Here is a 20,537-nt window from a genome sequence, read left to right as displayed (position 1 = left end):
CTTTGTATTTATATCGGTGACTACGAAAACTTATTGACTTATGCTTTCTAATGGGAAAGTAACACTCCAATTTCCTTCGATATGTGTATCGCTCGTAACAAAATATCCATATGCTTTATATTGGGTCAAATCAACATCTGACAAATCATAAACATATTCTACATACCGTTCTTGATGTTCACTATCAGTAGAAAATGCAATATTTGCGATACAGTGGATTTCCTCACCCTTGTCATTTTTGAAATAGATATAGCCATGATTATCCGTTTCTAAACTATCCTCGTACTTGACTTGTATATGCAATTTCCCATCCACATATCCCATAGCTGTAATATCTACCCCAGCAATAGGGGAACAAAGAATACCTGTTGTTTTCAATGCCTGAAAATTGTTTTTCATTTCATTGTAGTTTGTTCCCCCACCACCAAAAATTTGAGTCGGGGTAATTGTTTTTGGTGTAGCACTAATTTGGATCAAATCCAAATTTGTCAATATCGCGTCATATTCCTGCTTATTGCTCAGCATTTCTCGGACACAAAAAGTAATTTTTTCACCAATAATGTCTTTCTCATTCCATTGTGATATAGAAATTAGGAAAGTGGCGGTTTTTGTTTCAGTGTCATAGCTTATATTTTCACACGAACTGCTACAATCAAAAGGTGTATTGATACTAAAGTTATCAAACAAATCTGTCGTTTCATCAATTCTATCTCCGTCAATATCTTGTACGGAAATAAAAATCTTTGCTTCGTTACCCTCAACATAAGCCGAAATGACCTCAAACTTAATCCCATTATCCTCGCAGGACATACTAACAGGCTTTAACTTTTGAGCAATTGCTGGCGATACCTTGTAGAGTAGATTATAAGCTGGTCCAAAATCTGCTGCCGCTAATGCTGGAACAGACATAGTAAAGACAAGAAGTAAACTAGCTACCATAGCTCCCCATTTAATCCAAATGGGCTTCTTGACCTTTTTCTTATAGTTAAGGGCTTCGTCAATGTATTTATTGTCAAGCTCGCCCATAGCGTCGGAAAACTTCTTTGCGTTCATATAAATACCTCTCTTTCAATTAAATATTGTTTCATCTTTTCGCGGATACGGGTCAGCCGGACAGAGACATTTTTCTCTGAAAGCCCCACAACCTCGGCTATGTCTTTGTAGCTGTCAGAAAACCAATAGCGGCGCATGAAAATAACGCGGTTTTCAGTAGTCAGCGTATCTAAAAAACTTTCAATGATACGGGCTAATTCTTTAGCTTCAATTTCTGCTTCTACTGTGTGAGTATCTGCTATATAGGTTTCAATTTCCTCCAAAGCAATCGTGTAATGGCTGCTTCGTTTGGCTGCTTCCTTTCTCCAATAAATTTTGATTGAAATGTTCCGAACGATTTTCAGAACATAGGATAAAAGTGGGTTAGGTCGTGCAGGGGGAATAGTGTTCCATACACCTAAATAAGCGTCGTTTACACATTCCTCTGCGTTCTGCCTACTTCCTACGATATGATAGGAAAGCTTGTGGCAGACTGTTCCGTATTTTATATCCAACTCCCGTATGCCTTGTTCTGAACGCTCAAAAAACATTTCTATGATTTTTTCATCCTCTATCATTGCACCGCCTCCTCTCCGGCTTCATCTATATACTACGGTTTTAGCGACGAATACTACATCAATTCTCAAACTTTTTCAAAAAATTATACCACACTTCGCGTGAGATTGCTTGCGTTAACTTTCGCCGCTTCGCTGGCGGCTCTCCGGCGTTCCTCGCTGTATGGGGCGGTCAGACGGAAAGAGAAACGCCCCTTTGCAATATCAAACTCCATGCAGCCTGTTTCGGGGTCTGTGTCAGTCTTGCAGCACTCGTCGGGGTACTGCTCGGCATAAGCGGCAAGCCGCTTTTTGAGGTTGGTGTTGTGGGTGCGGATATGGATAAGGGGGTCTTTCTCGTCAAACCATATATCAGTGGTCTTTTCCTGTTTGGTAAGCCCTGTTCTCATGCAAGCTCCTTTCTGCGCCCCTGTTACGCAATAGGGGCATTTTTCGGGTGTTTTCCTCGACTCTTGACTTGGGTAAAACGGCGTTTTTGACGATAAAAACCGCCCAAACGGGGAATGTATCGTCGGGGCGGCTGTTATCGCAAGATTTCTGTTTTTTCCGGCTCTTGACCGTCAGACGCAGAAAAACGCAGACTGTCGGCAAGTATCGTTTTCAGCAACTTGTCGGAGAATGTTTCTGTGCCGTTGGGATTGAAAAACAGCTCCGCAACAATGGTCTGCCCGTTCCTCTGTGTCGTGATAACTCCGTCCGGCTTAGTCAGTGGGGTAGGTGTTCCTTTCTTTTCTGTCAATCGGTTTCTCCTTTCTCCGGGCGCAAAAGAGGGACTTCCCGTAGTTCGGAAAATCCCTCTCTGATGTTGGCTATTCTGTTTTATGGTGCGGACAGTGCAGCGGCAGCCTGCGCCTTTTTCTTCGCCCGATATTCCCGCGCTTTGATACGGTCATACTCCCGTTGCTTTTCAAGATTTCTCGCCCGGTATTCTCTTGAATAGTTGCGGTGGTAGGCTCGGCTTTTTTCCTTTCTTGCTTCTTCAATTTCCTCACGCATTTGCCGGATTTCCTGCTCTGTCGGCTCTGCAAGCTGTGTCAGTTCATTTTCAAATCTGCCGATATGGTTAAAGTATATCCCGATATGCTGAATAGCCTGTTTTGCCCTTTTCTTGTCGCGTTCATGCACTTCAATCCGGCTGATAAACTCGTTGAGGACAGTCGGGGTAAGGTCGGTAAAGTCAGCGTAACGGTCTATCAGCTTTACAAACTTCTGCGCCCGTCCTCCCGCGTTTTCAAAAGCGGATAGCTGCTCCCTAGGCTGTTCAAGCTCCGCTTTCAGTGAGTAGTATTCTTCGGAATACTTCTGCGACATCTGCTCATAGCGGTCTTGTGGGATAGTACCCAGCACGTTGTCCTCATAAAGTTTATTCAGCACCTTGTCAATCTGTTCAAGGCGCGTCGTGATTTGCGGGATACGCTTCTGTTGTTTCTTTACTTTGTCAGTCTGCTGCATGGCAAGGCTCTTTTTCACTAAGGCTTCAAACTCTGCCCGGTTGCTGATAGAGTATTCCGCGATTTTTTTCAGCACATCTGCGACGGTCTGCATAAGCAGATCCGCGTCCATGATGTGCGGAGAGCTGCACTTGGGATTTTTGGCTTTTCCCTTGTGGTACTCGCTGCAATAGGCAACATGGCGCTTGCCGCCGTTCCTGTAATCTATGCGGATGTGCATTTTTGCGCCGCAGTCTTTACAGAAAAGCAAGCCGGACAGAGGGTGGATTTCTCCGTCCCCGTTGGGGCGTTTGACAGGTGCGTTTTCCAAAATCCGCTGCACATTTTCAAAGTCGGTGCGGTCGATAATCGGCTCATGCACATTTTCTGTGATGTGCCACTGGCTTCTGTCTACATAGTGGTTTCTCTTATCTCGGAAATGCTTTGCGGTCTTGAAGTTGACTACATCGCCGCAATACTCTTGCCGCGTGAGGATATGGGTCAAGGTGGCTTTATTCCACTTGTAACGGTTATCCTCGTTGAGCGTCTTATTTTTACAAGTTAAATTTCTTTCATATTTTTTTACTACACATGGAATCTGTAATATTGCAGTCAACATAATTCCTTCCGCAATACATACTGCATATACCTCAAATTCCATATACAGCAATAATTCATATATCACCCAAAATATTATCGTTATGAATATTGTTATAATTCTATACTGTTTTTTCTGATCTGTATTTAAATGACGTCTTTCAGAATCTATAGGGCTAAATAATGCTAAACTAAATATTGCACAGAATACTAATATATTTAATAAAGTATCCGCACTTAACTTATCAACTACCCACACCCAAAAAAACAATACTATAGAGGATGTACAAAACCACGGCTTAGGCCTGAAAAGTGTCAGCCGAATTATCAGCAACTATAACGGAACCATCAAAATGTATTATGATAGTTCCCAGAAAGTATTCCATACGATTATTCTTTTGAATAATGCTTAGTTCATGCTCCACTTGTATTTACTTAATCGTTTGAAAAAAGGGGCTGTGAAATAAGTCATTCATAAGTGCCGATTCCTTGGTATAAAAAAACTGAGGTCATTGTTCCATAATTAGGAAATGCTGACCTCAGTAACTTTTGAAATATTTAGTTGTCACAACGATATAATAGCGGAAGTTTTCAACACAATCCGAATATACATTCATCTCAAATCTGATATCCGGATTTCTTTAACTCTTCCCTATACAATTCAGCAATATATGCTGGACCATTGCACCACAGCTTTGTGTTCTCATCATACAGTGCTTTTCCTGTCTTTGAACAAAGAAAATCTGTCAATATCTCTTTTCTGTCCTTGCCCGTTTCTTCTGCAATCTCATCTGTCACCATAGTGATAAGAAGGTCTATTGTATAATTCATTTTTTCCTTTGGAATTGTTACTTCAGCCATATCTTCTCACCTTTCACAAATTTCAGACACTCAATAGCTGCTTCTGTTTTAAAACAATATTGATCTTTTAGTTTATTGGGCAACAACTGTCTGATGCAGAAATCGTCTGCCTCCTTATCGCCTGCTGTCCCGAAAGCCCCGGCGAGATAAGCTGTAAGGGTAGCGTTTGTTGCATCATCCGCAATCTTTCCTGCAATGATATCATACCTTGCCATTTCACGTTCCACTTCGATAAACATTTTTTTCTTTCGATGAGCTGCAATGCAATGTAACCAGTCTACATCTGCCTTTTCAAAAATATGCGTTTCAAGATTTCCTGAAAGGTTGAATTCAAAAGTTGAAATATATCCAAACTTCTGTCCTTCTTCAATTGTTCCGGTTGCGATTGCTTTGGCTATTGAGGTTCTCAGAAAACTTTCTGCCTGCTCCTTGGATGTGGTTAAATAAAATCCCTGCCCAAAATCTTTTCTCTTTGCACATTTGGCAAGATCTGGCTCTTTTACTTCACAATAACTTCCATGATAGAGAACAAATCCATCTTTTAACTCAAGCACTAATCTTTATCCCCTTTCCTTCCAGAAATTCTGTAATGTCTTCAAGCACAGCTTCATCACCCTCACAATGAAAAATCCCATAGCATTTTTCTATATATCCAAAAACATCAGCTTCTTTAAACAAGTAGATAATCTGTTCAACAGATAAATGCCACTCTTCTGAAGCAAGCCGGATTAGTCTTGTTTGCATGAAAGTAATCTCTGTTTTTTCGCTCATTATAAATCCTCCTAAATTTCTTGGTCAATAAAATTTTTGCTTAGAACTCTTTTTCACTGACTCTCCATTCTCATTAATCTCTCCTTCAAGCCATGCCATAATACCAAAGTTACAAAACGGACAAGTTATTGCATCCTTATAGACTTCTTTCTCGCAGCGAGGGCATGTAACATATTCTTCATTTTTTATATCTTGCATATGATTATTCTCCTTTATCAGTTCCGATTTTCTTGATTCTGCAAACTTTATCGTCTTGTTCCATTCTTATCAAAATTCTTTTTTAATGCTATTTCTGTTGGGAGAATAGACCCAATTAAAGGAATAAGTTGAACACCACAGATAATACCTCCCATACTCCCAACACAATCTTCATTTTTTCCAATTACTAAAAGCATGAATATTACTGTTATCGGCAACATAACCATTCCACAGACATACCAGACTTTACCACAATATTTATGAGCAAATTCCCATGTGTCTTTATTCTTCATAGACATCGAAGTCCGATATCCAAAAACTGAATTTATTTCCTTTGGAGCCTTTTTCATAAAATATCTTCCAAAACCAATCATCGTAAATGGAAGAAGCAAATCCATAATCAACATAAAAATCCAAAACCCCATTGTAAACCTCCTTTACTATAACTTCCGAGTTTACAGTTTCTTTATAGGATGTCTAATGACCGTTTTCCATTTTTCTGGAACAACCTTTCTTGCATCAGACAGATATATTTCATGATGCAATCTTTCCATATTCATATCATTAACATATCCATTCTGCTCCAAATAAGCATCCATAAGTGCAACAGTTGCAGGTTCATCATCAAATGCCCCCAAGTGCATTATTTGAACACACAATCCCTCATCAATGGTCAAAAACTCTGCCGATGAACAATCTATTTTTTTCTTTTTAGCTGCTGTTTCAACAGCCCATTCAAAATCTTTTTGATTCACAAAATCAGGCAGGCGGATAACTGAAATCCAATTAAATGAATCTTTATCTGCATAATTTACACCATGTATATTTTCCTGCCACCAGAATCCTTCAAGTGGTGGAACTACATATTCAAAAAATCCTTCAATTTTATGATCTGTCTTGTAACTCATTCTCAAAGTATACGCAACCGCATATAATGCACTAATTGCCTGCTGATATGCCCCGCCTTCTTCGTTTGGATTACCTTTTCCTCTGACTGCAATATAATTTGCTTTAGGAACTGTTAGAATCGCTGGTGTATTTTTAGGCATATAAAACTCTTTATATTCTTTCTTAAAATCAAAAGCCACAACTGCCTCCTTAAACTTGAAGTTGTCAGTCTGGTAATTCAACCAATACTGCTTCGTCAATATCAAAGTAATCATCCATATTACTGCTAAGCCCAGATGCTTTCCAAGCTTGTTCGAAGGTAATATCTTCTATGTTGCTTAAATAAATGTATGTGCTGTCCTTAACGGCATTACTCAGTCGTCCACTGATTTCCAACCTGTATTTGTAGATATGTCCATCGCACTGCCATGTACCGTCTGACATTTCACTGTATGTTTTCATGTTTCCTTCAATTGTGTCAATCGGCTTTATTGACTGTGTACCACAACCCGTGATTGAGGCCGTAAGTAAAAGACATAGCAACAATATTAATATTTTCTTCATGGTCATTACCTCCCAAAATTCAAAGTTTCTGTTCCTTACAAACTTCGATTTTCTCAATTCTCCAAACTTGAAGTTATTACTTTCTGCATAGTGTGTTTCCTAAAATGATAATTACCACGACATCAACCAAAATAATCCCCAATGCAATATATACAAAAAATGCAGGCAAAATATTTTCAAACAAGCCCATAGTTAATGCAAGAATTGCTATAATAGACATTCCAATTCCCATTGTTCTGCATAACTTCTTTTCATCATATTTTTCCTTTTCTTCATTTGAAGCTGTATTATATCCAGAAATGAACCAGCTTCCATGTCCAGAAAGTAAAATAATAGAAAGTACAGCAAATATCGCAAAGACAATCCACACTATCCAATCAGAGCCTGTTGCTAAATCTGCTAATTTCATTTACATACTCCTCCTTAAATTCCACTTTCTTAATTTTATAAACTTGAAGTTATCTATTTGCATAATCAATCAAAATCTTTTTGCAACTACTGCAACGATAAGCTTCACAATGAGGGATTCCGCCTGAACCTTTACTCAACTCCAAATCATCCGATTTTCTAATACGAAAAAATTTTACTTTTGTCACATCATCAACTGCAAAAGCAATATCTCGTGAGCTCATTAGGTATCCTCTTATCATTTCTTCACCACAATATGGACATTTCATGCTGATTCACCTCCTATAACTTCCGATTTGTAGAACACATTCTTTTTTACATAGGCACAGTATACCACATTTCCTGTGCCTATGCGATAACATTTACTGCTTCTTCCGATATGAACTCATCCTCTCCACAGTAACCTCCGGATAGAAATAAGTCAGAATCGTTGCCTTCGGAACTCCTGCCGCAAGTGCCTTCTTCACTTCCTCTTTCTGCTCCGGCGTATATGACCAGTGCAGCATTCGATTTGTGATTGTATCCTCCCACTTAGGCTTTTCCCTCTCAGGATTCCTTACAGGCTTAATGATACAGTTTTCTTCCTTTGTTATGAAAAGAGTGTATCAGAAAAAAATGGGTGCTAACAGATACAGATGATTACCTACTTACTGTGAATGCGTTTTCCATCGGTGAAATGGTCGAACTCTCTTCTCGAGAAAGTCTTATTTATAAAAACAGGGAATAATAATACAGATTTTTTTCATACAAAAAACTGACCTAATCTCGAAAAATATCGAGAGGGTCAGTTATATAAAGACTTCACATCATCTTATATTTAAAAAACTCACTAATCGATCGTAGTACACTTTCACAAAATCACATCATCGTTAGAAAGTTTCCACAAATATTTCAGTAAAAACCTGTGGACTTCCTCATCTGTGATATGCTCCCTTCTAAGTAGACAAGAGAAATAATAAAATCTTGTTTATTTAGAAGGGATTTCTTTATGGCACGGCGGTCCTTTTAATCATATTGGGCAATTCTGTTTTTTTATAGCGTTTCCCTTTGTATATATGATGTTTTTAATATATTACTCTGCATATCGTATCCGATCAATCAAACTCAATTTTCGGAAATTTGCAGATACTCCATATGTGAGCAGTACCTGTAAAAAGGCAACCACACAAATCAAAAGCACTGCTGGGACCACTGGAAAATGATACTCACTGATCTGAAACATGTGTTTGGTTTTTGCATAAAGAAATGCACCATATCCTACAAGACTTCCAATGCCCACAGAAACTGCCAATGTTCCCAAAGTATAGATGATTCCTTCCAGTTGCAGCATACGGATCAACTGTTTTTCAGACATTCCTATCGCCTGTATCATTCCAAGCTCCCGCCTTCTTGTGTAAATACTGTTCATCATAGTGTTCACAAGATTCATGATTCCAATTCCACCCAGAATAATCAGAAATGCATAACACAAAACGCTCATCAACCGCATATTCTTTTCCCACTTCTGAAGTTGCTCTTCATAACTTCCTGTCACCAGGTATTCACTGTTGTCGGCAAGTGCCTGAAGTTCCTGATATGCACTGTTCTTTTTCTGATCATTCACTGTGATTTCCAGTGTGTAGTTCAGATTATTGGGATTCATTTTTTCCAACACTGATTGGGGCAGATAAAATGAACTTCCGCCAAGGCTTTCATAGTAATCTCCGATGGCTCCTATCTCAAAAGTCTTTTCTACCTGATCATCTCCCATATTCAAAACCATCTTCAAGGAATCTCCCACTTTCAGTTCCGGGAACCAGTATAGCATATTAGCAGACATGAGGATTTTATCTCCTTTTTCCAATTCTTCATATGTCACATGTCCTTGTATCTCTCCTTTTTCCAGCGTTTCTGCATAAGATGCATCCAGTCCAATAATATCCGCGCCCCAAATTTCACCATCCATAGATAGTTTCGGAATTTCGCCATTCATAAATGTTTTTACCTTTACCTCTTCCACACCGTCTACATCACGAACCTGATCAATAAACGCTTTCGTCAAAGGGTTATTCTGCTGAACCTGTCTCCAGTCTCTGTCCGGATTCATTTTGTCCCCACCCCATGTTTCCAATTCAATTTTATAATCAGATTCAATATCCTTTCTTGCAATTTCTTTCGGTGCCGCGCAAGATAAAATAGTTGCCACAACCATGAACAGAATACCAGTTGCTCCTAATGTAACAATCGTAATCCCAGTCCTCTTTTTATTTCTTGCCATATTTGCTTTTGTCAAACGAAAAATCGTGAGATTCTGATAGCCTTTCCGTACTTTTTTCCCACGTTTTTCTAACCCCTGATAACGCATAGCCTCAATGGGCGAAACTTTGGCAGCAATTCGCATCGGTTTTGCCAAAGAAACTGCGGAAGTAAAGAGTACCGCCATAATGGTAATCGCATAAATCCACCAGTGCAGCAAAGATACCTCACCATTTTTTACAAGTTCTGCTGCTACCTGCATTAGAGGGTCTTCGCCTGCCATAAAAGTAATCATCTGTTTCATAATCCATCTGGACAGGAAACTACTGATAAGCAATCCTACAGGGAGGGCAAGCGCCGTAACCAGCATTCCTTCACGGAATACCATCTGCCGAATCTGTCTTTTGGTGGAGCCTATGGCTTTTAATTTTCCATATTCCTGTACTTTTGGTATCATAGACACATAATAAATACTGTAAATAGTCAGGATTCCTGCTAAAACAACCATAACGATTACCACGATCATTCCTTTTACAAATGACGGATCCGTATAATTTGCAACCAAATACTCTCTGTTTTCTACCACATTTCCCTCAGGTACACCAAAATCCTCTCCGATTTCTTTTCCCCTCTCTTCGATTTCATCTGTTGTCATATGCTCTGCATCTGCCAGACGGAACATCACACGATATTCTCTGTCTGCTTCCGGTATCATCTGTTTCGCATATTCCATGGAATTCATCACAAAATACATTTTCTTTTCTTTATTCAAATCAGAAGATTCCATAAAGCCACAGATGCGGAAAGTGTCTTCTTTCGCATATCCCATACCGTCTTTTTCGTAAATTTGGTATGGAATCGTGATTTCATCACCCAATTTCCCCTGAATTCCCAGTTCCTCTAAAACTCCCTTGGAAACAACAATATCTTTTTCATTTTTTGGGAAAGTTCCTTCTTCTAACTCCGCTTTGTTCAACCGAATCCCATTATTATCCATAGCGGTCATAATGATTGTGGCATCATCATCTATAATCTGTCCCAAATCCATTCTCAGACCAATTTCTTCTATATCATTATGCACCTGAAGTGCTTTGGTGTTTTTCTCGGAAACTTGGCGGAACATAATATGGTAAGTTGGATAATAAGCATCCACCGATGCAAGCTGTACGCGGATCATTCCATATCCCACCGTTAAAACAACAAATATCAGAAACGTAGTCAGTGCAATGGCGCATCCACATAAAAAGTTTCTTCCTTTGTTCTGTTTTACATTGGCAAGCGCTGTTTTTGTTACTGTTTTCATGCTCTCACCACCTTACCGTCTTCAATGACAATCATACGGTCAGCCATCTGCGCAATGGTCTCATCATGCGTGATCATAACCAGTGTCTGCCCATATTCTGAAACACAGGATTTCAACATAGAAATCACTTCTAACTCCGTCTTGGAATCCAAATTTCCTGTTGGTTCATCTGCTAAAATAATCGCCGGGCGGGATGCCAACGCTCTTGCAATAGCAACCCGCTGCTGTTGCCCACCAGAAAGAGTATTCGGTAAGGATTTCAATTTATCCTCCATTCCGATTCTACAGATAATATCCATAACATACTCTGTATCCACTTTCTTTCCATCCAATCCAATGGGTAGCACAATATTTTCCCAAACATTTAAGGATGGTACTAAATTATAACTTTGGAAAATAAACCCAATCTTTCTTCTGCGGAACACTGCAAGTTTTTCATCTTTCAGTTTAAAAATATCTCTTCCTTCTATCAAAACCTTTCCGGAATCAGGACGGTCCAATCCTCCCAGCATATGAAGAAGAGTACTTTTTCCCGATCCAGAACGTCCTACAATTGCTGTAAATTCACCTGGTTCGATTATTAAATCTGTATGGTCAATAGCTTTCACCAAATTATCGCCTTTTCCATAATATTTCACAAGATCTCTTGTTTCAAATATTGCTTTCATAAACTTTGAAGCCTCCTTTTTCTTTGCTAATGTCATTCTATCAATCCAGTCTTACAGTAGGCTTACAAAAAGCATAACAATTTTGTAAGAAATCTTTTTTTCAGAAATCTATTTCTTTGGTAATGTCACCACAAAATTATTACCGCCTTCAGGTGCTACTTTTACACAAATCGTGCCTTTCTGCTCCTCCAAAATTTTTCTGGCAAGATAAAGTCCAACCCCAGAGCCCTCCTGTTTTTTTACATACTCTTGGTTTCCTCTGTAAAAACGCTGAAATACCCGATGCGCCTCTTCTGCCGGAATACCTGTTCCCTGGTCGATAAATTCCAGCATCATGCAGGTAGCAAGCTCTGTTACCCGAATTCGGATTTCTGTATGCTCCGGCGAATACTTTACTGCGTTGTCTAAAATATTTACGAACACTTCTCCTGTCCATTTCGAGTCATGTACAATTTGCACATCCTGAAATTCATCCAGAGAAATATCTATGGATTTTTCATACGCTTTCATATACACACTGTTTACAGCCTGTACCAATGTATTTTTCAGACTGCCCATCTCTGGCTGAATCTGAATCATCCCAGATTCCAATCTGGACACATGAATCAGTGAATCCAAAAGATTTTCCAGTCTTTGAATTTCATCCCATTCCTTTTTATAAAATTCTTCCCGTTCCTCCCAGGTTAAATCGGCAGACCCCGCCAGTTCACAACTCATCTTCAATGAAGCAATCGGTGTTTTCAATTGGTGGGAAATATCTGTAATTAAAGATTTTGTATTGTTTTCTTCTCTGGAAAGTTTTTCTCTTACTTTTTCAAAATGATTCTGCAGTTCTATATATTTTTCCCGAAGTTCTTCCTGGTTATTTTCATCTTGCTGCCGGTCTCTTTTATTTCGCAAAAACAAAACCCATGAAACTCCAAGTCCTGCCACAAAAACCATCGCCATTCCTATTCCATATGCAGCAAAAGTTTTCACGCTTCTCCCATCAAAAGGAGTATACCCGTAACGCTCCTCCAGCTCTTTCCCCGCTTCCTCTTCCTGACGATTTCTTTGCTTTCCTCTGTCAAATAACTCTATATACTCCGTCTCCTGTTCCGGATGGGACAGCACTAACGCCCCTAATTTCCCCTGCTCTTCCTTGTATAAACTATTTCCTGCCAGAAACAGCAACAATATCTCTGTCACAAACAGAAAAAGCAGCCCTGCTGCCAGAGCTACTCCTGTACGCTTTCTTCGGTCCATATATATCCCATCCCCCTTACATTTTGTATATAATCATTCCCGATTTTTCCTTTCAATCGGCTGATATTTACAGGAACTGTATTATCGTCTACAAACTGCCCGTCAACATCCCAGACATACTCTAAAATCTGTTCTTTTGATAAAATCTGCCTTGCGTTTTCCATAAAGTAAATCATTATCTGAAGTTCCTTTTTACTTAATGTCAAAGGAGTCACTCCATCAGCATTTCGTTTTAACGCTCTCATTTCTCCATAATTTACTTCGATATTTCCCGATAAGATTCTGTTGTGTCCGCAGACTCCTTCCATTCTTCTCATAAATGCCTGAACTTTTGAAACCAGTACCATCAGGCTGAATGGCTTTGTAATATAATCATCCGCCCCTGCATCATAGCCGTTTACCATATCAATTTCCGAATCCATTGCCGTGAGAAACAGTACAAAGACTTTGCTCTTATTTCGAATCTTCCTGCAAAACTCCAGTCCGTTTCCGTCCGGCAGAGTAATATCACTGATTACCAGATCTATTCTATTTTCATCAAACAATTTTTCTGCCTCTGAAATCTGAAAAGCGGAAAAAACCTGATACCCTTCTTTCTGCAGTTTTAGCGCGATTCCACGGTTCAGATTCTCATCATCTTCCAATAACAAAATTGTCCTCATTTCATCTACCTTCCTAATCTCCTAACATGATAAACAATCACATTTTACCACACTCCTCAAAAACTGCATAGTATCCACCTGCTCTCCAGAAAAGAAAAAGGACCTCATTCTTGAGGGGATTAGGGGTTTTCTTTTAGTTATTTTTCATTCATAATAGTCTTATGAATAAATTACAAAAAATTCTTAGAACATTACGAGGAAATGCTTTATATCCTACACCCTCGTCAATGAAGTAGCCGAAGGTACGATAAGAAGGTGTTTGATGATTCATGAGATACATGAAGCGGAGATTGACTCTACACTGCTCCTCCAGCTCACGTAATGATATATAGCCATTCGCCATAAATCCGAACAAAACTGTTTTCAGCATGCTGACCGGGTCATATCTTAGTCTTCCTGTATAATGTTGCGGAATATTTTTCAGATATTTCTCCAGTTCGATTTCTCCCATAAATCTGTCAAATGTCAGCACTGGATCATAGATGTCCAGATAATCTTGAATTAGCATTGGCAAAACTGCCTGTTTTGGGTTAGAATAGATTATGTTATTAATTTCCATCACAAGTTAATTATAACAGAAAGAAGAACCTTGAGATTTATAATAAACCCTTGGTTCTTCTTTTTTCGGGATTATGCTTTTTTCACAGTCCCTGCTAATGTAAATTATTTCCACTTTTTAGAATACCAGCGATAATCATATCCGATTCCCCGGACATCTATTACCTGTTCGTTAATCATGATTTTATATTCACTGATCCATTTTACAGGAATTTCCTCGCCATTATACGTTCCCTCTATTTTTTGCCAGTAAATTTTATGACTGTTCCAATCCGATATGAGCTCACTTTTATCAGGAAGTGCTACTACTTTAATTGCATCACAATGAATATAGTAATTATTTTCATCCCTATTTGGATACCATACTGATACAATCACTTCATATTCTCCATTTGAAGATTTTATAGACTCTACAGGCTTCATTTCCCCTATATTATCCAAGTCAATATACCAGAAATTATGATATATGATTGACATTACTATCCAAAAAGACACAATTATCAATATAAAATTTTTTTTACTTTTTAAGTTGTGCTGCATGTCCATGAATTCCCGTACTTGATAGCATTTACATTTTTCGCCGATATCGATATTCCTATATAGTCTTGCGCATATCCTTTATTATTAGGAGCATATTTGAGATCTTTTATTTGCGCTCTTACTTCTTTAGTATAGTTCTTTTCAAACCACTTTCGGTTATTATTTTCTGTATATTTCTTATCACTCAACGTTGTATATATTTTATCAACATCTTTCAAATACGGAACATCACTCATTGTTGCATTTCTTAGATATTCTAGTCACAGTGTTGCCTATTGATATTAGATGCTCATTATAATATTTTTTTTAGCTAGTTTTGGCACGGACAGAGATTGGACAGATTTCTCCATTTTCCATATAACTTGTTAGTTTTTGAAAATTAACTTCTTTGATATTATCTGTATTTACAATATAAGAACGGTGACACCTATAAAAACGATAATCTAATTGTACTTCAACACTTTTTAAGTGTCCGGTAAATTCAACTACTCGCTTTTTGGCATGCAGTATTATTTTATGGTTGTTTTCTGAAGTTTCAAAAAATAACACTTCATCATAGTCTACAGCAATCAATCTGTCATTTTGAGTAATAAGAATACTTTTTTGTTGTTTTTTATTAACAGTCAAAATTTTTTTGTTGATATCCATTAAGCATTCATGTATTCTTTTTCTAATATTTTCTGAGGAATCTTTGATTATAAAATCCAGTGCTTCTACTTTATATTGAAATGTTAAAATGCTCATTTCGGAATGGCTTGTGATAAATATAATAAAACATCTAGGTTGAATTTTTCTTAGTTCTTGTGCCAAAATCAATCCAGTCATTTCTGATTGCAAACAAATGTCAAGAAAAAATACCCCTGTGTTTTCTGATTTTTTTGCTTGTTCTAAAATTTTTCCAGAAGTTGTTGATGCACAAGCGAGTTGCATATCTAGTTGTTCAATCAAAATTGTATTTTGTTATCTTCACAAACATAAACATCTAACATATATAACCTTTTTCAACTGTTTATTTAATTATTGTACATGATTATTAAGAAAAACAAAAGAATGAAAGTTGCGAATGTAATAATTGAATGATCTGAGTATATTATAATATCAAACTACTTTCCTGTAAACAGTGAATTTTCTGATTTTTTGCCTGTGCTGTGGATGCTCAGACACAGCTTGCAAATTTCAGAGGTTTCTTGTCTATTTACTTTACATTTATAAATAATATGTTACAATGAAAACAAACTTGTAAACATTCAATACAGTATAATTATCTCTCGGAATCTTGAGTAATCATGCCATCAAAACTCTGGCATTGAACTTTGACAAGTAAATATTATTCTTGAACGTAAAAATGAACGCAAGAAATAAACATAACTGTCGCTATGTTTCAAAAAATGAGATATAATAATCTACAGGATTATGCTATATTCAAAATCATTTTTTCAGGGTTGATTCAGGTGGCAAATCCCATGCATCTAGATGCTGTAACATCAGGATGTGATAGAGGCTGCAGTACCACATCTTAGTTGAGCTGTGTCTACCGTCTTCTAATTTAAAAATCTAATTTCTCGCGTTTGTTAGAACGCTCAGCAGAAGTTCTTGCATTGTATTCCAGTTTCCATTCCTTGCTACTTCTTGATGGATTATTAAACAATCTTGGATTATCTTTCAGAACTAGATGGACTGTACGTCCGTATTTAGCATTTGAACAAGGGGTTTCTCATGTACAGGAGATACCGCCACCGGCGTAACTGATCTTAGGACATTTGAATTTCATTCTGCCTTTAGCAACTTCAATACCATCTCGACGCATACGATATCCAGAAAGACAAATAGGAACACCATCTTTATCAATAATAAAGTCGTTTTTATAAATGGGAGGTCTTCTACCTTTTCCATTAAGGTCGATAAATGGTGTTATATTCTCGCGTTTGAAGTATTGATAATAAGACATGGCATCATGTGCAGAATCCAAAAGTACTTTTGAAACAGTATAATCAGGAAGAAAAGATTTCATCTTGAAAAAAGCGTGCAGGAATCCATGTGAATCATGTTTTGAAGCACAGCAAAAATGAGAAAATACCGATAAGTAACTTTGTGAATCAACAAGCATGTACAGATACGCTTTTTCCTTTCCCTGTGGGAAGTTACAACAGGCATTCCATTACCGGCTAAAGCCAAAGCATCCGAATGGATAAGTCCTGTGGATACAGAAATATCACGGAACGCTTTCTGATAGATTGCAAATAGAGAAGGATAAGGCTGTTCGTCTAGTTTAAAGTCAGTATTTTCTAAAACAGGAAGAAGATCGTCAACCGTAACTTTTTTCACAGTATCAGCTTTTGTGCCTTTTGTTTTAGGCATTTTAACCCGGGTTTTAAGTTATGCAGCCTATTCTGTTATCGAGGTAACTTTAAAGTCAACGGAAAGCAGAAAAGAACATTGCATACAGGAAGGCGTTCTTGGTGCTAATCCGAATTTAGAATATTTATTAGCCATAAAAGTATCGGTAAAAGATAACTCGAGATTCTAGAAACGCTCGATAATATCCCATATAGAGCGGGCAAAAGCATCAGGATCAGGATGATATTTACGAAGATTAGTAACAACAAAATGTTGATAGTCAGCATGGCTGCCACAGTTAACAGGTAATATAAAAAATCACCTCCAATCGAAAAATATCTGCCGCCGTAAGCGACGGTTCTTATTGATCAATAGGCGCCACATTTTTCGATGAAGTTGTCAAGTGCTTTTAGCAAAAAAATGGGGAATTTTAATAAAAAAGAAACCTGAAAGCCTTGTATTTGCTGGCTTAGAGATTTCGAGAGATTATTATATATTACTGGAGGTATCTTATGGATATACAAATGATATTACTTATTATTTTATTGTTTATTTTTATAATAATTCCAATATTAATTTTTGCTATCAAAACCGGCGTGAAAAAAGGCATTTTAGAAGCTTATAGCATTCTAAAAGATAAATAATGATACATCATTTAATTAGCATTTATTTGCAAAATTTTTCAACAAATAAATTTTAGATTACTATATTGGTGTAAGAAAATTCCCCCAAATACCATTATACAAAAATATTTTAATATGTAGTTGACAAGAGAGTTCAGTGGGCAAACGAAACATCTCATTATGAGTATTCTCCATACTGAACTACTGTAAACACCTAGGACGAGGCTGGTTGCCCCGTCTCATTTTGTAAATTTTTTCAAAGGAATGGTGTATATTTTGAAAAATTTTTTGAAGATTTTTATTTTTCTTGAAATTATACTTTTAGCATATATTTTTAATACTTCAATCTACAACATTTACGAAAAGAACAATATTGCTACTGAGAAGTTAGAAGGGTATGTTTTAGAAGAAACATCGCCAGAAATTCTCGACAAATTCTATACAATATTTACAGAAAAATATTCTCAAAATAAATTAGAACTCATTAACAATACGCTCACTTCAACAGATAAATCTGTTTATGATTTATATTGCTATCCATTAAATGAGTTTACACAAAAACAGCCTATATCTTCCTCTATTTTGTTTCAATATCATGAATTACAAGAAGAAGATTTTTTAGATAGTATTGGTGTATTCTATACAGATTTACCAGTTAACGCAATCAAAGAGATTGCTTCTCAACTGTCCGTCACAATAAATACCTTTGAAAACGACGCTATTCCGTATAGTATGGTATTAGAATTGAATCTTCTGAATTTTGTAATCTTGTTTATTGTACTTCAAATCATATATTGTATTTACACATCTTATAGTTTGAAAAAAATAGGTGTTAAAAAAAGCATGGGCTTTTCTACTATACATATTTTAAAGGAACAAATTACAAGTATAATAAAATATTTTTCTGTAACATGTTTCGTATTACTGGTCTTGTTAAATTTATATTACGCATTAACAAACAGATATGATTTTTCTTATTTAGTAACAATTGTACTGTTCTTTATGGGTGTTTTAACTATAAATGTACTTTGTGTTTTAATTACAAGTATTTTAATTAAGTTTGTTTCTTTAGAGGCAATGATCAAAAATAAGACTTTAAATAGCGGCACAAATATTGTAGTTCAGACTATAAAAATAATTTTTTCGGTAATAATTGCTATTACTATAATTTCATTACTTAAGCATGGAAACTCATTTAGACAAAGCCAACTAGCTGTTTTAGATTATAAGTATCTGGACGGATATTATACCGCTAATGGTTTTAACTCATTGGAGTATGATTATGCGTTAGCAAACACAGACATATTAGAAAACTATTCAAAACAAACATTAGAGATGTATAATCATAACCATTCACTACTATGTGATTTTAGGATAAACGATGGTTTGCAGATATCACGCCCCTATTATGAGCAACAGCTTGTTATTGCAAATAGAAATTATCTGAGTGAATTTTCCAATATCCAGTTCAGTGGAAAACCATTGAGAGAAGATATATTCAGTGAACCAACAGTATTAGTTCCACATAAATATAAGAATGATGAAAATTCTATTAGCGAATATATTAAACAAGAATATTTCCGATTAATGAATTACAATCAATTTTATGGAATACCGGGAGAAGAAAAAACTATTGATAATTTTAATGTCGTTTATATAGACGATGATTCTACAATAAAAGTTAATGCAGAGAATGGTTTTTCGGATATGGTTAATCCTATTATCATTGTTGATACGGGCAATTTTGCAGGACTTTACTATTTGGACTCTTTAAATACAAGATGTCTATTTTTTCAAATGGAGTCAAGAGAAGATTTTTCTTCTTTATTATCAGAATATGATTTAGAGCAATTAGTTACAGCCGGAACATTACTCACACCTTATTTATTGCAACTTGAAAATGTGACATTCGTTCTTAAAACACTCACTACGTTTACGATTGTCTTTATAGTGTCTTTACTGTTTGTTTTGTATATTTCAAATTATGTGGATATTTTTGTAAATCGAAAGAGATATGCGGCAAAAGAGATTTTAGGATTCTCGCATTTTAGAATACTGAAAAATCGGTATATTTTTTTAGGAATTGAACTCATTATATCAGGCGTATTAACTGTTATAAACTATTATTTTGCTTGCCTTTTTGCGATTATACTTATTGACTACATATTCTGCGAATTGCTTTATAAAGTTTATATCTCAAATGCTTTATATGAGATTGAAAAGGGGGCATAAATATGTCATTGATTACATTAAAAAATGTCAAAAAAGAATATGGGAAAAATCAGGTTCTATTTGAAAATTTATCTTTAGAAATAGAAAAGGGCGAATTTGTGGGACTTGTAGGGAAAAGCGGGGCAGGTAAAACAACACTTTTAAATATAATAGGATTGATTACAGATATATCTGAGGGCACAATCATTATTGATAGTCATCAAAATTTATCCATGAACAGTAAAAATGCTATGATTTTGAGAAGATATACAATAGGATATCTGTTTCAAAATTATGGGCTAATAGAAGATGAAAGCGTGTTATGGAATTTAAAATTAGCTCTTGAATATAAAAAAATAAAAAAAGAAGAAAAACTAAAACTAATCAATAAGTATTTAAAGCAGTTTGAGCTAAATGATATGCTTAACAAAAAAGTATATCAGCTAAGCGGTGGAGAGCAACAGCGAATTGCAATTATTAAATTGATTTTACAAGGAAGTCAGGTCATATTAGCTGATGAACCAACTTCTGGACTTGATAAAGAAAATGAATTGATAGTGATGAAACTTCTAAAAGAATTAAATGAAAAAGGCATTACTATAATCATGGTCACTCATAACATGAATTTGTGCGATTGTTTTTCCAGAGTTATAAATGTAGAAAACTTTAGATAGTTTGCTAAAATTGTTCTTTTGATGTAAGTAGGTAATACGGATGATTACCTACTTACGATATTTTTCAGGATTGCCAAGAAAAATTTAACTCGCTTTTCTCTCTAATATGCAAATATATATCCCATCAATATAGCGAATATACTGAAATAAAAGTATC

At 36.4% G+C, this 20,537-nt stretch carries 27 protein-coding genes and 2 pseudogenes; 4 read left to right on the top strand and 25 right to left on the bottom strand.

Annotation, left to right across the window (positions count from 1 at the left end; all coding sequences use genetic code 11):
* Window positions 1-30: 30 nt before the first annotated feature.
* From LI162_RS13845 to LI162_RS13825, 5 genes are all read right to left on the bottom strand, one after another.
* Window positions 31-1,053, bottom strand: coding sequence for a DUF4179 domain-containing protein (locus tag LI162_RS13845; RefSeq protein WP_055158457.1), 1,023 nt, complete (start codon window positions 1,051-1,053; stop codon window positions 31-33).
* Window positions 1,050-1,610 (bottom strand): RNA polymerase sigma factor, encoded by a 561-nt coding sequence (locus LI162_RS13840; protein WP_055158455.1) that lies wholly within the window; start codon window positions 1,608-1,610, stop codon window positions 1,050-1,052. Before LI162_RS13840 ends, LI162_RS13845 begins: the two co-directional genes overlap by 4 nt.
* A gap of 83 nt (window positions 1,611-1,693) precedes the next feature.
* Window positions 1,694-1,996: a hypothetical protein gene (locus tag LI162_RS13835; protein ID WP_227156823.1), complete on the bottom strand. Its 303-nt coding sequence runs from the start codon at window positions 1,994-1,996 to the stop codon at window positions 1,694-1,696.
* A gap of 134 nt (window positions 1,997-2,130) precedes the next feature.
* Window positions 2,131-2,346, bottom strand: coding sequence for a transposon-encoded TnpW family protein (locus LI162_RS13830; protein WP_006861281.1), 216 nt, complete (start codon window positions 2,344-2,346; stop codon window positions 2,131-2,133).
* Between the two features lie 80 nt (window positions 2,347-2,426).
* Window positions 2,427-3,911, bottom strand: a complete 1,485-nt coding sequence (locus LI162_RS13825; RefSeq protein ID WP_442919963.1) for a DUF4368 domain-containing protein — start codon at window positions 3,909-3,911, stop codon at window positions 2,427-2,429.
* On the opposite strand from LI162_RS13825, the gene LI162_RS16095 reads away from it, so the two are divergent.
* Window positions 3,805-4,047: a GHKL domain-containing protein gene (locus LI162_RS16095; RefSeq protein WP_081019681.1), complete on the top strand. Its 243-nt coding sequence runs from the start codon at window positions 3,805-3,807 to the stop codon at window positions 4,045-4,047. The genes LI162_RS13825 and LI162_RS16095 overlap by 107 nt on opposite strands.
* A gap of 205 nt (window positions 4,048-4,252) precedes the next feature.
* On the opposite strand, the gene LI162_RS13810 is transcribed toward LI162_RS16095, so the two are convergent.
* The 20 genes and pseudogenes from LI162_RS13810 to LI162_RS13715 form a co-directional block, all read right to left on the bottom strand.
* Window positions 4,253-4,495 carry a hypothetical protein gene (locus LI162_RS13810; RefSeq protein ID WP_055158449.1) on the bottom strand — a complete coding sequence of 81 codons (243 nt, stop codon included), beginning with the start codon at window positions 4,493-4,495 and terminating at the stop codon, window positions 4,253-4,255.
* On the bottom strand, window positions 4,483-5,049 hold the full coding sequence (locus tag LI162_RS13805; protein ID WP_055158447.1) for a DUF3990 domain-containing protein: 567 nt from the start codon (window positions 5,047-5,049) through the stop codon (window positions 4,483-4,485). Before LI162_RS13805 ends, LI162_RS13810 begins: the two co-directional genes overlap by 13 nt.
* On the bottom strand, window positions 5,042-5,266 hold the full coding sequence (locus LI162_RS13800) for a DUF3791 domain-containing protein (RefSeq protein WP_055158445.1): 225 nt from the start codon (window positions 5,264-5,266) through the stop codon (window positions 5,042-5,044). Before LI162_RS13800 ends, LI162_RS13805 begins: the two co-directional genes overlap by 8 nt.
* Before the next feature lie 24 nt (window positions 5,267-5,290).
* Entirely contained in the window at window positions 5,291-5,464 is a 174-nt protein-coding gene (locus LI162_RS13795; protein ID WP_173021146.1) for a hypothetical protein, read from the bottom strand.
* 47 nt (window positions 5,465-5,511) lie between these two features.
* Entirely contained in the window at window positions 5,512-5,889 is a 378-nt protein-coding gene (locus LI162_RS13790; RefSeq protein ID WP_117498331.1) for an SdpI family protein, read from the bottom strand.
* Between the two features lie 30 nt (window positions 5,890-5,919).
* Complete coding sequence (locus tag LI162_RS13785; protein WP_055158443.1) at window positions 5,920-6,552, bottom strand: GyrI-like domain-containing protein; 633 nt, start codon at window positions 6,550-6,552, stop codon at window positions 5,920-5,922.
* 25 nt (window positions 6,553-6,577) lie between these two features.
* A complete protein-coding gene (locus LI162_RS13780) occupies window positions 6,578-6,916 on the bottom strand; it encodes a hypothetical protein (RefSeq protein ID WP_055158441.1) in 339 nt (112 codons plus the stop codon).
* 76 nt (window positions 6,917-6,992) lie between these two features.
* A complete protein-coding gene (locus LI162_RS13775; RefSeq protein WP_004074378.1) occupies window positions 6,993-7,325 on the bottom strand; it encodes a DUF3784 domain-containing protein in 333 nt (110 codons plus the stop codon).
* A gap of 49 nt (window positions 7,326-7,374) precedes the next feature.
* The gene (locus LI162_RS13770) at window positions 7,375-7,593 is read right to left on the bottom strand and encodes a PF20097 family protein (protein WP_055158439.1); all 219 of its coding nucleotides are present in this window, start codon (window positions 7,591-7,593) and stop codon (window positions 7,375-7,377) included.
* A gap of 93 nt (window positions 7,594-7,686) precedes the next feature.
* Window positions 7,687-7,890, bottom strand: a pseudogene (locus LI162_RS13765) (hypothetical protein); the annotation flags it as partial.
* A 506-nt stretch (window positions 7,891-8,396) separates the two neighbouring features.
* The gene (locus LI162_RS13760; RefSeq protein ID WP_055158437.1) at window positions 8,397-10,862 is read right to left on the bottom strand and encodes an ABC transporter permease; all 2,466 of its coding nucleotides are present in this window, start codon (window positions 10,860-10,862) and stop codon (window positions 8,397-8,399) included.
* A complete protein-coding gene (locus LI162_RS13755) occupies window positions 10,859-11,530 on the bottom strand; it encodes an ABC transporter ATP-binding protein (protein WP_227156822.1) in 672 nt (223 codons plus the stop codon). Before LI162_RS13755 ends, LI162_RS13760 begins: the two co-directional genes overlap by 4 nt.
* Window positions 11,531-11,638: 108 nt before the next feature.
* Window positions 11,639-12,775, bottom strand: coding sequence for a sensor histidine kinase (locus tag LI162_RS13750; protein ID WP_055158433.1), 1,137 nt, complete (start codon window positions 12,773-12,775; stop codon window positions 11,639-11,641).
* Window positions 12,748-13,437, bottom strand: coding sequence for a response regulator transcription factor (locus LI162_RS13745; RefSeq protein ID WP_028088187.1), 690 nt, complete (start codon window positions 13,435-13,437; stop codon window positions 12,748-12,750). Before LI162_RS13745 ends, LI162_RS13750 begins: the two co-directional genes overlap by 28 nt.
* A 220-nt stretch (window positions 13,438-13,657) precedes the next feature.
* A pseudogene (locus LI162_RS13740) lies at window positions 13,658-13,996 on the bottom strand (transposase); the annotation flags it as partial.
* 104 nt (window positions 13,997-14,100) lie between these two features.
* A complete protein-coding gene (locus LI162_RS13735) occupies window positions 14,101-14,535 on the bottom strand; it encodes a DUF5412 family protein (RefSeq protein ID WP_055158429.1) in 435 nt (144 codons plus the stop codon).
* Window positions 14,520-14,771, bottom strand: coding sequence for a hypothetical protein (locus LI162_RS13730; protein ID WP_055158427.1), 252 nt, complete (start codon window positions 14,769-14,771; stop codon window positions 14,520-14,522). The genes LI162_RS13735 and LI162_RS13730 overlap by 16 nt, the downstream gene beginning before the upstream one ends.
* A 70-nt stretch (window positions 14,772-14,841) precedes the next feature.
* Window positions 14,842-15,483, bottom strand: a complete 642-nt coding sequence (locus LI162_RS13725; protein ID WP_226862457.1) for a LytR/AlgR family response regulator transcription factor — start codon at window positions 15,481-15,483, stop codon at window positions 14,842-14,844.
* A 766-nt stretch (window positions 15,484-16,249) separates the two neighbouring features.
* A complete protein-coding gene (locus tag LI162_RS13720; protein WP_227156821.1) occupies window positions 16,250-16,546 on the bottom strand; it encodes a hypothetical protein in 297 nt (98 codons plus the stop codon).
* Window positions 16,543-16,893, bottom strand: coding sequence for a hypothetical protein (locus tag LI162_RS13715; RefSeq protein ID WP_117828282.1), 351 nt, complete (start codon window positions 16,891-16,893; stop codon window positions 16,543-16,545). The genes LI162_RS13720 and LI162_RS13715 overlap by 4 nt, the downstream gene beginning before the upstream one ends.
* 491 nt (window positions 16,894-17,384) lie before the next feature.
* Between LI162_RS13715 and LI162_RS15610 the strand changes: the two genes are divergently transcribed.
* From LI162_RS15610 to LI162_RS13705, 3 genes are all read left to right on the top strand, one after another.
* Window positions 17,385-17,516: a hypothetical protein gene (locus tag LI162_RS15610; RefSeq protein WP_255616246.1), complete on the top strand. Its 132-nt coding sequence runs from the start codon at window positions 17,385-17,387 to the stop codon at window positions 17,514-17,516.
* A 255-nt stretch (window positions 17,517-17,771) separates the two neighbouring features.
* Window positions 17,772-19,727 (top strand): hypothetical protein, encoded by a 1,956-nt coding sequence (locus tag LI162_RS13710; RefSeq protein WP_055158425.1) that lies wholly within the window; start codon window positions 17,772-17,774, stop codon window positions 19,725-19,727.
* A gap of 2 nt (window positions 19,728-19,729) precedes the next feature.
* Window positions 19,730-20,380 (top strand): ATP-binding cassette domain-containing protein, encoded by a 651-nt coding sequence (locus tag LI162_RS13705; RefSeq protein WP_055158423.1) that lies wholly within the window; start codon window positions 19,730-19,732, stop codon window positions 20,378-20,380.
* Window positions 20,381-20,537: the final 157 nt, after the last annotated feature.

It is taken from the genome of Mediterraneibacter sp. 210702-DFI.3.120 (assembly GCF_020561005.1).
GTDB lineage: Bacteria > Bacillota > Clostridia > Lachnospirales > Lachnospiraceae > Mediterraneibacter > Mediterraneibacter faecis.
The sequence above is the reverse complement of the archived record's forward strand: the minus strand, read 5'-3'. Positions and strand labels throughout refer to the sequence as shown.